This window comes from Burkholderiales bacterium (assembly GCA_035560005.1).
In the GTDB taxonomy this organism is placed as follows: Bacteria; Pseudomonadota; Gammaproteobacteria; order Burkholderiales; family Eutrophovitaceae; genus DASRFY01.
The window spans coordinates 134,569-147,128 of record DATMAN010000101.1; the positions used below are offsets into that span (position 1 = coordinate 134,569).

Consider the following 12,560-nt stretch of genomic DNA (forward strand, 5'->3'; position numbering starts at 1 on the left):
TCAGTCCTCCACGGCGGCGGCCATTACCGGGGCGGCCGCCACGCCCACGTGGGCGCGGATCTTGTTCTCGATCTCGCGGGCGATTTCGGGGTGGTCCTTCAGGAACTCTCGGGCGTTGTCCTTGCCCTGCCCGATGCGCTCCCCGTTGTAGGCGTACCAGGCTCCCGATTTCTCGATCAGCTTGTAGAGCACTCCCAGCTCGATGATTTCGCCTTCGCGCGAGATGCCCTCGCCGTAGAGGATGTCGAAATCGGCCTGCCGGAACGGCGGCGCCACCTTGTTCTTGACCACCTTGGCCCGCGTTTCGTTGCCGATCACCTCGTCGCCCTTCTTGATCGAACCGATGCGGCGGATGTCGATGCGCACGGAGGCATAGAACTTCAGCGCGTTGCCGCCCGTGGTGGTCTCCGGGTTGCCGAACATCACGCCGATCTTCATCCGGATCTGATTGATGAAGATCACCAGCGTATTCGAGCGCTTGATGTTGGCCGTGAGCTTGCGCAGCGCCTGCGACATCAGCCGCGCCTGCAGCCCCATCTGCGGCTCGCCCATCTCGCCTTCGATCTCGGCCTTGGGCGTCAACGCCGCCACCGAGTCGATCACCACCACGTCCACGGAGCCGGAACGCACCAGCATGTCGGCAATCTCCAGCGCCTGCTCGCCGTTGTCCGGCTGGGATATCAGCAGTTCTTCGATCTTCACTCCGAGCTTCGCGGCGTATTGCGGATCCAGCGCGTGCTCCGCATCGATGAAGGCGGCGGTCCCGCCCGCCTTCTGCATCTGGGCGATCACCGACAGCGTGAGCGTGGTCTTGCCGGATGCTTCCGGGCCGTAGATCTCCACGATCCGGCCGCGCGGCAGCCCGCCCACGCCGAGCGCCAGATCCAGACCGAGCGAACCCGTGGACACAACCTGCAGATCCCGGGCCACCTGCTGCTCGCCGAGGCGCATGATCGAGCCCTTGCCGAACTGCTTTTCGATCTGGGAGAGCGCCGCCTGAAGGGCCTTTTGCCGGTTCTCGTCCATGGCTTTTCCTTGTGTGCCTCGTCTGATGCGAAGGGGTTTTGCCGCAAGGCGGCGATTATGGCATACGCCTCGACGTCATCGCGCCTCGCCAGAGGCTCTGTCAGGAAATGCTTGGGTTGCGCACCCGCCGGATCGGCGAACCTCGCCTTGGGGTTGCGCGCGATCGTCGGCCGTGCGACTCGCCAACACCCACCCGACACCGCGCTTGCAGGCGGCTTGTCGATCGGCAGCGTTGCCCACGCGATGAACGAAACGCTCGGCCGCCGCGCCGGCCACGCGTCTTGCATCCGGAGAATGCTCCGGGCAGAGGGGCGGAACCGAGGAGGCAACCCAGAGCGCTCCGGTAGCCGGCGCGCGAGGCGTCGCCAGGGCGCTTAGGCCGTCTGGCCGATGTCCGCGGCCTGCGCCACGCCCTGCAGGGCGCGAATCACCGACTGACGGCGCACCGCTTCGCGATCGCCGCCAAAACGATAGGTGCGGGCGGTGCAGGCGCCGCCGCGCACGGCCCATGCGATCCACACAGTGCCCACCGGCTTGTCAGCGGTTCCGCCCTCGGGCCCCGCCACGCCGCTCACCGCGACCGCGATCTGCGCTGCGGACCGCGCCAGCGCTCCGGTCGCCATCTCCCGCACGGCCTGTTCCGAAACGGCGCCGAAACGCGCCAGGGTTTCTGCCGCCACGCCGAGCATCGCCTGTTTGGCATCGTTGCTATAGGTGACGAAACCCCGATCGAACCAGCGCGAACTGCCGGGCACCATCGTGACCGCCTGCCCGACCCACCCGCCGGTGCACGACTCGGCGGTGGCGAGCATCCAGCCGCGCGCCGCGAGCGCACGGCCTGTCTCCTCCGCCAGCGCGAAGAGCTCCTTGTCCATGATCAGCCGAACACCAATTTCCAAGCGGCCATGCACAACAGCGTATAGAACGCCGCGATCAGGTCGTCGAGCATCACGCCCAGCCCGTTGGGCAACGCCCGCTCAACCGAGCGGATCGGCGCCGGCTTCAGCACATCGAACACGCGGAACAGCGCGAACGCGATTGCCTGCCAGAGCGGGTGTTGCGGCGTGAAGAACAGCACCAGCACAAAGGCGACGATCTCGTCCCACACCATCGCCCGGTGATCGTGCGCGCCCAGATGCCGTCCAGTCAGCTCGCAGGCCCAGATACCCACCAGGAACAGCGCACACCACAAAGCGAGAAAGAACTCGGTGGCCAGCAGGCGCGTCAAGCCCAGATAGAGCGGCACCGCCGCCAGCGTGCCGATCGTTCCGGGGGCGGCGGGCACCAGTCCGATGCCCAAGCCGAGCGCGACGAAACGCGCCGGATGCCCGTACGCGAAGCGCAAGCGGGGGCGCGTGACCGGCACGCTAGCGGAAATGATCGAAGCCTCTCTGCGCCAGCTCGATCGGGCGACCGCCCGCATCGACGACCCTGACGTCCGAACCGTCGACGATGCGCCCGATGCACGATGCCGCCACCCCGGTGCGACCGGATATGGCCACGATCTCCCGCTGCGCCGAGGCGGGGGCCGTGAAAACCAGCTCGTAGTCGTCTCCGCCGGCGAGCAGCGCCGCTCGCACGGCCGGAACGTTCTTCAAGCCGTTGACCTGTGGCGCGCAAGGTACCGCCGCGTAGTCGACTTCCGCCCCGACCCCGGAGCGTTCGCAGATATGACCGAGATCGGCGATGAGCCCGTCGGAGACATCGATCGCCGCGGTGGCGATCCCGACCAGGGCTTCGCCCAGCGCGATCCGCGGCGTGGGTCTGTGCAATCGCCTCAAACAATGCTCCAGGTCCGGGCCCTTCAGCCGCAGGTCGCCCTTCAGATGCAGCACGGCGAGCGCCGCGTCGCCCAGCACTCCCGAGACCCAGACCTGATCTCCCGCACGCGCGCCGGCCCGCGTCAGCGCCTTGCCCGGTTGCGTTTCACCGAGCACAGTCACGGTGATCGACAGCGGACCGCGCGTGGTGTCTCCGCCGATCAGTTCCACGTCGAAGCTTTCGGCCAGCCTCAGGAACCCGTCCGAGAACTCCGCCAGCCACGACTCGTCGGCGGCGGGCAGGGTCAAGGCGAGCAAGGCGTAGCGCGGATGCGCGCCCATCGCCGCCAGGTCCGACAGATTCACCGCGAGGCATTTATGGCCCAGCGGGCCCGGCTCGGCCTCTAGAAAGAAATGCGTTCCCGCCACCAGCGTATCCGTGGACACCGCGAGCTGCCTGCCGGGTGCCACCTCGATCAGCGCCGCGTCGTCGCCCACGCCGAGCACCGCCCGGCGCGCCGGACGCGTGAAATAACGCGCGATCAATTCGAACTCGGACGCCATCGCCGGATTCTAGTCCTCGCAAGTTCGCTCAACCACAGGGGCACGAAGGCCCGGAGCAAATCAATAACAAGTCAATCACCCGCAACACCGAAGAAAAGCGATCGGGAAGACAACTTCGTCCTGACGCCCTCGGCAGCTCCTCTTGAGTTGGCTTCCTTGTGCCTGCGTGTCCGTGCGGCGAGATTCACCGTTCAGTCCTTGGGCAACAGCTTCAGGAAAGCCTGGTATTCGTCGTCGTTCATCGTGAAACTGTGCTCGGCTCCGGGGAATCCGCCCTTGCGCACGTCTTCCTGGAAATCCTGCAACGCCCGGCTGATGATGCTCCAGCAGTCGGCGTACTTCTTCACGAACTTGGGGGTGAAACGGTCGAACAACCCCACCATGTCGTGCAGCACCAGGTTCTGGCCATCGCAGTGCGGGCCGGCGCCGATGCCGATCGTGGGAATGGTCAACCGCTCGGTGATGACCTGCGCCACGCGATCGGGAATCGCCTCGAGCACGATGGCGAAACAGCCTGCCTGCTGCATCGCCAGCGCGTCCTTGAGCAGCTGGGCGCCGGTCTGGGCGCTCTTGCCCTGGACCTTGAAGCCGCCGAGCTTGGAAACCAGTTGCGGGGTGAGCCCGATATGGGCCATGACCGGAATTCCGGCGCGCACGACCGCCGCCGCGATCGGCGCGAACTCCTCGCCGCCCTCGATCTTCACGACGTCGGCGCCGCCTTCCTTGACCATGCGCATCGCGTTGTTGATCGCGTCGGCGACCGAGGCGTGATACGCGCCAAGCGGAAGATCGCCGACCAGGATCGCGCGCTTGGCCGCACGCGAGATCGCCTTCGCATGGTGAATCATCTCGTCCATCGTGACCGGCACCGTGCCCGAATATCCCAGTGCGGTCATGCCCAGGGAATCGCCGATCAGGATGCAGTCCACGCCGGAACGGTCGACCAGTTGCGCCGTCGGATAATCCACCGCGGTGACCTGGAAGATCTTCTCGCCACGTTCGACCTTCGCCTGCAGATCGAAGATCGTCAGCTTCTTCGGTGCCGCCGCTTCAGCCATCTCTCCCCCTCTGTCTTGTCCTGGTGCCTCGGTGATACGTTCCGGTGCGCGCAGCTCATCTCTGACCGGTGCGAGCCCTGACTTCTTCGGGGCGCAGCTCGGCGGCGAGCTTGTCGAGCACGCCGTTGACGTACTTGTGCCCGTCGGTGCCGCCGTAGCTCTTCGCCAGTTCGACCGCCTCGTTGATCACCACCTTGTAAGGCGTTTGCGGCTGGCTGGCGAGCTCGAACGCCGCCATCAGCAACAGCGCGTGCTCGACCGGAGAAAGCTCCTGCACCTTGCGGTCCAGATGAGGTTGCAGCCTGGCTCGAAGCGTCTCCGCGTCCCGTAGCGTTCCGCGCAGCAGCGTTTCCAGGAACTTGCGGTCGGCAGCCCCGTACTCCTCGCGTTCGGCGAGCTGCGCCAGCAGCTCCTCGGCGCTCGATGCGTTGAGCAGCCACTGGTAGACGGCCTGCAGGCCCAGCTCGCGCGAGCGTCGTCTAGCGCCTTTCATCGATGTCCTTCAGCAGCCGGGCCATCTCCACTGCGACTCGTGCGCAGTCGGCGCCCTTCTGCGACGCACGCACCGCAGCCTGCTCCTCGGTATCGCAGGTCAGAATGCCGTTGGCGATGGGAATGCCCGCGTCGAGCTGCACCGAGGCGATGCCGGCGGCCGACTCGTTGGCGACCACCTCGAAATGATACGTCTCGCCGCGGATGACCGCGCCCAGCGCGATCAGCGCGTCGAACTGTTCGGTGTTGGCAAGCTTCTGCAACGCCAGCGGCACTTCGAGAGCACCCGGAACCGTGGCGATCGTCACGTCGGCCGCACGCACTCCGAGCCTGTCCAGCTCGGCGAGGCAAGCCTGGAGCAGCGTCTCGCCCGGCTGCGCGTTGAAACGCGCCACCACGATGCCGATGCGCAACCCGCGGCCATCCCGGCTCGGCTCGAATCTGAAGCTCCCGTTACCGCCTGCCATCACTGCTCCTCGCCGTCAAGGCTTTTCCCGCGGCTGGACGTAGCCGGTCACTTCGAGATCGAAGCCGGCCATGCTCGGCATCCGGCGCGGCGTGGCCAGCAGCTTCATGCGCTTGACCCCGAGATCGCGCAGAATCTGCGCGCCCACGCCGTAGGTCCTAAGGTCCACCGGAGGCGCCTGGTCGAAGTCCTCGCCGGTGGCGGCGAGCCGCTCGAGCAACTGCGCGCCGGTCTCGGTGCGATGCAGCAGCACGATCACGCCGGCGGGTGCGGCGGCGATGGCGCGCAGCGCGTCGTTCAGGTTCCAAGAATGCGCGGTGCTTTGTGCGTCGAGCAGATCGGCCACCGACAGCGGCTCGTGCACCCGCACCAGGACCTCCTCGTGCGCAGCCGGCGCTCCATGCACCAGCGCCAGGTGGGCATCATGCGCGATGACATCCCGGTAGGCGACCAGGGTGAACCGGCCGAAGACGGTCGTGATGTCACGCTGCGTCACCCGTTCGATCAGCGATTCGGTGCGACTGCGGTAATGGATGACGTCGGCGATGGTGCCGATCTTCAATCCGTGGCGGCGCGCGAACTCGACGAGGTCCGGCAGCCGCGCCATGGTCCCGTCGTCCTTCATGATCTCGCACAGTACCGCCGCGGGATACAGTCCCGCCAGGCGCGCCAGATCGCAGCACGCCTCGGTATGACCGGCGCGCATCAGCACACCGCCTTCCTGCGCGATCAGCGGAAACACATGGCCCGGCTGAACGATATCCTCCGGCCGGGCGCCCGGGCTGGACGCCACCTTGATGGTGTGAGCGCGGTCCGCCGCCGAAATGCCCGTGGTCACGCCCTGCGCGGCCTCGATGGACACCGTGAAATTGGTGCCGTGCACCGAGCGGTTGCGCGCGGTCATCGGCGAAAGGTTGAGGCGGCGCGCATGCTCCCCGGTGATGGGCATGCAGATCAGGCCGCGGCCGTGCTTGGCCATGAAGTTGATCTTCTCCGCCGTAGCGAACTGCGCCGCGAAGACCAGATCGCCTTCGTTCTCGCGGCTCTCGTCGTCGACCAAAATCACCATCCGGCCGGCGCGGATCTCGTCGATGATTTCGGGAATGGAACTGATGGCGTCTTTCACGGCCGGTCGCTGGTCAGAAGCCGATCGACGTAGCGGGCGATCGGGTCGACTTCCAGATTGACCCGGCTGCCCGGGGCAAGCTGCTTCAGGTTGGTCATTTCGAGCGTATGCGCAATGAGATTGACCGTGAAGACTTCGCGCGTGACGCGGTTGACCGTCAGGCTCACGCCGTTCATCGCGATCGATCCTTTCCCCGCAATGAAGCGTCCGAGCGCCGGCGGAAACCGCACGCTCACGCTCCGATTGGCCTCGCCGCCTTCGACATCGATCACCTCACCCACTGCATCGACATGCCCCGTGACGAGGTGGCCACCGAGCCGGTCCGAGAGTTTGAGCGCCTTTTCCAGATTGACCACCGCGCGCTCGCGGAACCCGGCGGTGACGCGCAGCGTCTCGGGCGAGACGTCGAAGCCAAGGGTTTTGCCCTCCAGCGCGGTCACGGTCAGGCACACGCCGTCCACGCATACGCTGTCCCCGATCGCGATATCGGACAAGTCCAGCGCGCCAACCTCCACCCGCAGAGCCGCTCCGGCGCTCGACATCCGCAGCCGGGCGACCGTTCCAAGAGCCTGCACGATCCCGGTGAACATCGCTATCGGCGAAAACGCGCGATCACCCTGAGGTCCGCACCCACGTGGCGCAGGTCACGTACCTCCAGCCTCGGCGCATCTTCCAGCCGGTGCACTTCTTCCAGATCCAGGATGCCGCGTCCCTGCGCGCCCAGGAGCATGGGCGCGTAGTAGATGACCAGCTCGTCGACCAGCCCGGCGCGGTGCAGCGCGCTGTTGAGGTTGACCCCGGCTTCCACCGTGACTTCGTTGATGCCGCGCCCGGCCAGCTCGGCGGCGAGCCGCTCCAGATCGACCTTTCCCTGGGCATTGGGCAGGATCACGATATCCGCGCCGCGCGCCCGGACCTCGCGGATGCGCTGCGCGTCCTGCGTCGCGGTCGCGACCAGCACCCCCCCATCTCCGAAAATCCTCGCTTCCGGGCGGATCCGCAGCCGGCTGTCGACCACGATGCGCAGCGGCTGGCGCGTGGTTTGCACCTCGCGCACGTTGAGCCGCGGATCGTCGTCGCGCAGCGTGCCGATGCCAGTCATGACCGCGCAGGAGCGCGCCCGCCAGTGATGCGCGTCGCGCCGTGCGCCCGGTCCAGTGATCCATTGCGAGACTCCATTGTCCAGCGCGGTGCGGCCGTCCAGCGCGGCGGCGATCTTGAGCCGCAGCCAGGGGCGCCCGCGGTTCATGCGCGCGACGAAGCCGATGTTGAGCTCGCGCGCCTGAGCCTCCATGACGCCGACCTCGACCTCGATCCCGGCCGCGCGCAACCGGTCGATGCCGCTGCCCGAAACCTGCGGGTTGGGATCCTGCATCGCCGCAACTACCCGTTTGACCTGCGCCGCGATCAGCGCATCGACGCACGGCGGCGTGCGTCCATGATGGGTGCACGGCTCCAGCGTTACATACACCGTGGCGTCGCGCGCGCGGGAACCCGCGGCGGCCAGTGCGTGCACCTCGGCGTGCGGCTCGCCCGCGCGACGGTGCCATCCTTCGCCCACGACCTCGCCGTCGCGCGCAATGAGGCAGCCCACCCGGGGATTCGGCGTAGCCGTGTACAGCCCCTGCTCCGCCAGACGCAGCGCGCGTGCCATGAAGGCAAAATCGTCCGCCGTCACGCCCATCAGCGGCCCTTGCGGCGCGCGGCCGGCCTTTGTACTTCCCTGATCGCGTCGCGAAAGTCGTCGACGTCCTGGAAGCTGCGGTAGACCGAAGCGAAACGGATGTACGCCACCTTGTCCAGCTTGTACAGCTCCTTCATGACCATCTCGCCGACCCTGCGCGACTCCACTTCGCGTTCGCCGAGCGAGAGCAGGCGCTGCTTGATGCGCTCGACCGCCTCTTCCACCAGCTCGGCCGATACCGGCCGTTTGTGCACGGCACGCTGGAAACCGGTGCGCAGCTTCTCCTCGCTGAACTCCTCGCGCATGCCGTTCGATTTCACGATCTGAGGCATGCGCAGCTCCACCGTCTCGTAGGTCGTGAAGCGCTTGTCGCAAGCCGGGCAGCGACGGCGCCGGCGCACGCTGTCGCCGACCTCGGACACGCGCGAGTCCACCACCTGGGTATCTTCGTGTTTACAGAAGGGGCAGCGCATGGGCGCACAGGATGAAGGATGAAGAGTGAAGGATGAACGCAGCTTCACGGCCGCGGCGCGCGCTGGACGCACCAGAACAAAGGCCGATAGACGGCGTGCGGCCCGGGCTGTCCGCGCCACATGAGCTGCGCCGTACCGCGAGCCTCAGTTCATCCCCCATCCTTCCGCCTTCATCGCGGGTTTGCGTACACCGGAAACTTGCGGCACAGCGCGATCACCTCCTCCCTGACCCGCGCGATGACCTTCTCGTCGTGCGGGGCATCGAGCACGTCCGCGATCAGATGTCCGAGCCGCTCCGCCTCCAGCTCGGTGAAGCCGCGCGTGGTCATGGCCGGAGAGCCGAGCCGGATGCCGCTGGTGACGAAAGGCTTCTCGGGATCGTTCGGGATCGCGTTCTTGTTCACGGTGATGTGCGCCTGGCCCAGCACGCGCTCGGCGTCCTTGCCCGTGATCTGCTTGGCGCGAAGATCGACCAGGAACAGATGGCAGTCGGTGCGGCCCGAAACGATCCGCAGGCCCCGCTTGTCCAGCACCTTGGCCATGACGCGGGCGTTCGCGATGACCTGCTCCTGGTAGCGCCTGAACTCGGGGCTTTGCGCCTCCTTGAAGGCGACCGCCTTCGCGGCGATCACATGCATCAGCGGACCGCCCTGGGTACCCGGAAAGATCGTGGAGTTGATCTGCTTCTCGTAGTCGGCCTTGCCGAGGATGAGGCCGCCGCGCGGCCCGCGCAGCGTCTTGTGCGTGGTGCTGGTGACGAAGTCCGCGTGTGCCACCGGGCTGGGATACAGACCGGCGGCCACCAGCCCCGCGTAGTGCGCCATATCCGCCATCAGATAGGCGCCCACCGCCTCCGAGATTTCCGCGAAGCGCTTCCAGTCGATCACCAGCGAGTAGGCCGAGGCGCCGGCCACGATCATCTTGGGCCGGTGCTCGCGCGCCAGCTTCTCGACCTGGTCGTAGTCGATTTCCTCCTTCTCGTTCAGCCCGTAGCTCACGACGTGGAACAACCGGCCGCTGAAGTTGACCGGGGAGCCGTGCGTGAGATGTCCGCCGTGGGCCAGCGACATGCCCAGGATGGTGTCGCCCGGCTCCAGGACGCAGAGGTAGACCGCCGCGTTGGCCTGGCTGCCGGAATGCGGCTGCACGTTGACGACCTCGGCCTTGAAGAGTGCTTTGGCGCGTTCGATGGCGAGCTTTTCCGCAACGTCCACGAACTCGCACCCGCCGTAGTAGCGCTTGCCCGGATAACCTTCCGCGTACTTGTTGGTCAGCACCGAACCCTGCGCTTGCAGCACCCGCGGGCTGGCGTAGTTTTCGGAGGCGATCAGCTCGATGTGATCCTCCTGTCGCCTGCGCTCCGACTCGAGCGCGAACCACAGTTCCGGGTCGAAGTCCTCGATGTTTTCCTTGGCGGTGAACATGGCAGCGGTCGACTGAAAAACCGGCGAAGTTTAGCACCTTGCAGCGCAACAGCCGCGCTTCCCGGCAAAGGCTTGGGTTAAACTTCGCCGCACCAAGGATCCATAACAACGCCCGGCGCGGTCCGGGCATCCTCCTGGGGAGACGTCATGCCGAAAACCATTCTGAGCAAGTTGGTCTGGGCGGGTATTGCCGTTCTCGGCGCCTCGGCCATCGGCGGCATCGCGATCCATCGCGGCGAGTCGATCAACGCCATTTGGTTCATCGTCGCCGCGATCTGCACTTACCTGGTCGCGTTCCGTTTTTACAGCGCCTGGATCTGCGCCAAGGTGCTGGTGCTCGACAGCACGCGCGCCACACCGGCCGAGCGCTTCAACAACGGCCGCGATTTCGTCCCAACCAACAAATGGGTGGTCTTCGGGCATCACTTCGCCGCGATCGCCGGCCCGGGCCCCTTGATCGGGCCGACGCTGGCCATGCAGTTCGGCTATCTGCCCGGCACGCTGTGGATTCTGGTGGGCGCCGTCCTGGGCGGCTGCGTCCAGGACATGGTCATCATGTTCTGCTCCACGCGCCGCGACGGCCGCTCGCTCGGCCAGATGGCGCGCGACGAACTCGGCCCGATCGGGGGCTGGGCGGCGCTGATCGGCACCATGATGATCATGATCATCCTGATCGCCGTGCTCGGGCTGGTGATCGTCAACGCGATGTACAAGAGCCCGTGGGCCACCGCCACCGTGCTGGGCACCATTCCGGTCGCGATGCTGATCGGCATCTACATGCGCGGCATCCGTCCCGGGCGGGTGCTGGAGGGCACGTTGATCGGCATCGTGCTGCTGGTGGTGTGCGTGCTGGGCGGAGGCTGGGTGGACCACAACGAGGCACTGCGCGGCTATTTCGACTGGTCGAAGATGGGCTGCGCCTGGTTCGTGATGGTCTACGGCTTCGCCGCAGCGGTGCTGCCGGTCTGGCTGTTGCTCGCTCCACGCGACTATCTGTCCACGTTCCTCAAGCTCGGCGTGGTGTTCATGCTGGCGATCTCCATCATGATCATCGCCCCCGAGGTGAAGATGCCCTATCTCACCGAGTTCGCCCGAACCGGCATGGGGCCGATCTTCAAGGGCGACCTGTTCCCGTTCGTGTTCATCACCATCGCCTGCGGCGCCATCTCCGGTTTCCACTCGCTGGTGTCCTCCGGCACCACGCCGAAGCTGCTCGCCAACGAAAAGGAAATCCGCATGATCGGCTACGGTTCGATGGCGCTGGAGTCCTTCGTGGCCATCATGGCGGTGATCGCCGCCACCGTGCTCGATCCGGGCGTGTACTTTGCGATCAACAGCCCGGCGGGGGTGGTCGGCAAGGAAGCCGCGGCGGCCGTGGCCACGATCTCGTCCTGGGGCTTCCCCGTCACCGTCGAGCAGATGGCGGCGCTCGCCAAAGAGATGGGCGAAGCCACGCTCTTCGCCCGCACCGGCGGCGCGCCTTCGCTCGCGGTGGGCATGGCGACCATCTTCTCGACCACCTTCGGCGGAACCATGCTCGCGGTCTGGTACCACTTCGCGATCATGTTCGAGGTGCTGTTCATCCTCACCACGCTGGACGCCGGCACGCGCGTGGGCCGCTTCATGCTGCAGGATCTGGGCAAGCACTTCTGGAAGCGCTTCGGCAACGTGTCCTCCTATCCGATGACCGTGCTGTCGAGCCTGATCTTCGTCTCGGCGTGGGGTTATTTCCTCGTGCAGGGCGTGCGCGACCCGCTGGGTGGCGTGAACATCCTGTGGCCGCTGTTCGGGATCTCCAACCAACTGCTCGCCGGCATCGCGCTGACGGTCGCCACCGGCATCATCATCAAGATGGGCCGCGCCAAGTACGCCTGGGTCACCGGGCTGCCGCTCACCTGGCTCGCGATCGTGTGCACCTGGGCGGCGTGGGAAAAGGTCTTCAGCCCGAACCCGGCGGTGGGCTTCCTGGCCGGCGCGGCCGACATGGCGGCCAAGCTGGCCGCCGGCACGCTCACGCCCGAGCAGGCGGCGGTGGCGCCGCAACTCATCATCGGGCAGCGCATCGACGCCGCGCTCGCGCTGCTGTTCGCGATCATTCTCTGGGTGGTGATCATCGACATGCTGCGCATGTCGCTGCGCATCCGCGCCGGCAGGCCGGTGCTGCCGCTGTCCGAGTCCCAATACATCAGGACTCAGCTCGACGCCAGCATGGTGACCAGCTCGCTGCACGCGTGATGGAGGCGATCGTGACCGGACCGTTGCGTTCCTTCTGGCGGTTTCTGCGCCAGGCCAGCGGCGACGACGCTTACGAGCGCTACCTCGCCCATCATCGCGCGCACCATCCCGGGCAGCCACCGCTGACCCGTGCAGACTATTTCAGGTTCTGCCAGGAGCAGAAGTGGAGCAAGCTCTCGCGATGCTGCTAGCGCAGCATCGGGTGGGAGGCTTGAGCAGTCACGTCGCCACGCGAGACGAAGGGCAGCGGCC

The 12,560-nt window shown here is 66.4% G+C and carries 14 protein-coding genes; 2 read left to right on the forward strand and 12 right to left on the reverse strand.

Going from position 1 to position 12,560, the window contains the following annotated elements; genetic code table 11:
* The 12 genes from recA to glyA all read right to left on the reverse strand — a co-directional run bounded on the left by recA (position 1) and on the right by glyA (position 10,073).
* Positions 1-1,026, reverse strand: a complete 1,026-nt coding sequence (gene recA, locus VNM24_16695; protein ID HWQ40219.1) for a recombinase RecA — start codon at positions 1,024-1,026, stop codon at positions 1-3.
* A 374-nt stretch (positions 1,027-1,400) separates the two neighbouring features.
* Complete coding sequence (locus tag VNM24_16700; protein HWQ40220.1) at positions 1,401-1,901, reverse strand: nicotinamide-nucleotide amidohydrolase family protein; 501 nt, start codon at positions 1,899-1,901, stop codon at positions 1,401-1,403.
* Between the two features lie 2 nt (positions 1,902-1,903).
* The gene (locus VNM24_16705; protein ID HWQ40221.1) at positions 1,904-2,392 is read right to left on the reverse strand and encodes a phosphatidylglycerophosphatase A; all 489 of its coding nucleotides are present in this window, start codon (positions 2,390-2,392) and stop codon (positions 1,904-1,906) included.
* Position 2,393: 1 nt separating this feature from the next.
* Entirely contained in the window at positions 2,394-3,350 is a 957-nt protein-coding gene (thiL, locus tag VNM24_16710; protein ID HWQ40222.1) for a thiamine-phosphate kinase, read from the reverse strand.
* Between the two features lie 191 nt (positions 3,351-3,541).
* Entirely contained in the window at positions 3,542-4,408 is an 867-nt protein-coding gene (panB, locus tag VNM24_16715) for a 3-methyl-2-oxobutanoate hydroxymethyltransferase (GenBank protein HWQ40223.1), read from the reverse strand.
* 55 nt (positions 4,409-4,463) lie between these two features.
* Positions 4,464-4,901: a transcription antitermination factor NusB gene (nusB, locus tag VNM24_16720; protein ID HWQ40224.1), complete on the reverse strand. Its 438-nt coding sequence runs from the start codon at positions 4,899-4,901 to the stop codon at positions 4,464-4,466.
* Entirely contained in the window at positions 4,888-5,367 is a 480-nt protein-coding gene (gene ribH, locus VNM24_16725) for a 6,7-dimethyl-8-ribityllumazine synthase (GenBank protein ID HWQ40225.1), read from the reverse strand. Before ribH ends, nusB begins: the two co-directional genes overlap by 14 nt.
* A 15-nt stretch (positions 5,368-5,382) precedes the next feature.
* Positions 5,383-6,492, reverse strand: coding sequence for a bifunctional 3,4-dihydroxy-2-butanone-4-phosphate synthase/GTP cyclohydrolase II (gene ribBA / locus VNM24_16730; GenBank protein HWQ40226.1), 1,110 nt, complete (start codon positions 6,490-6,492; stop codon positions 5,383-5,385).
* Positions 6,489-7,082, reverse strand: a complete 594-nt coding sequence (locus VNM24_16735) for a riboflavin synthase (protein HWQ40227.1) — start codon at positions 7,080-7,082, stop codon at positions 6,489-6,491. Before VNM24_16735 ends, ribBA begins: the two co-directional genes overlap by 4 nt.
* Before the next feature lie 2 nt (positions 7,083-7,084).
* On the reverse strand, positions 7,085-8,176 hold the full coding sequence (ribD, locus tag VNM24_16740) for a bifunctional diaminohydroxyphosphoribosylaminopyrimidine deaminase/5-amino-6-(5-phosphoribosylamino)uracil reductase RibD (protein HWQ40228.1): 1,092 nt from the start codon (positions 8,174-8,176) through the stop codon (positions 7,085-7,087).
* Positions 8,176-8,649 (reverse strand): transcriptional regulator NrdR, encoded by a 474-nt coding sequence (nrdR, locus tag VNM24_16745; GenBank protein HWQ40229.1) that lies wholly within the window; start codon positions 8,647-8,649, stop codon positions 8,176-8,178. The genes ribD and nrdR overlap by 1 nt, the downstream gene beginning before the upstream one ends.
* Before the next feature lie 170 nt (positions 8,650-8,819).
* The gene (gene glyA / locus VNM24_16750) at positions 8,820-10,073 is read right to left on the reverse strand and encodes a serine hydroxymethyltransferase (protein ID HWQ40230.1); all 1,254 of its coding nucleotides are present in this window, start codon (positions 10,071-10,073) and stop codon (positions 8,820-8,822) included.
* A gap of 147 nt (positions 10,074-10,220) precedes the next feature.
* Between glyA and VNM24_16755 the strand changes: the two genes are divergently transcribed.
* Entirely contained in the window at positions 10,221-12,308 is a 2,088-nt protein-coding gene (locus VNM24_16755) for a carbon starvation CstA family protein (GenBank protein ID HWQ40231.1), read from the forward strand.
* Positions 12,309-12,319: 11 nt separating this feature from the next.
* Positions 12,320-12,499, forward strand: a complete 180-nt coding sequence (locus VNM24_16760) for a YbdD/YjiX family protein (GenBank protein HWQ40232.1) — start codon at positions 12,320-12,322, stop codon at positions 12,497-12,499.
* Positions 12,500-12,560 lie beyond the last annotated feature (61 nt).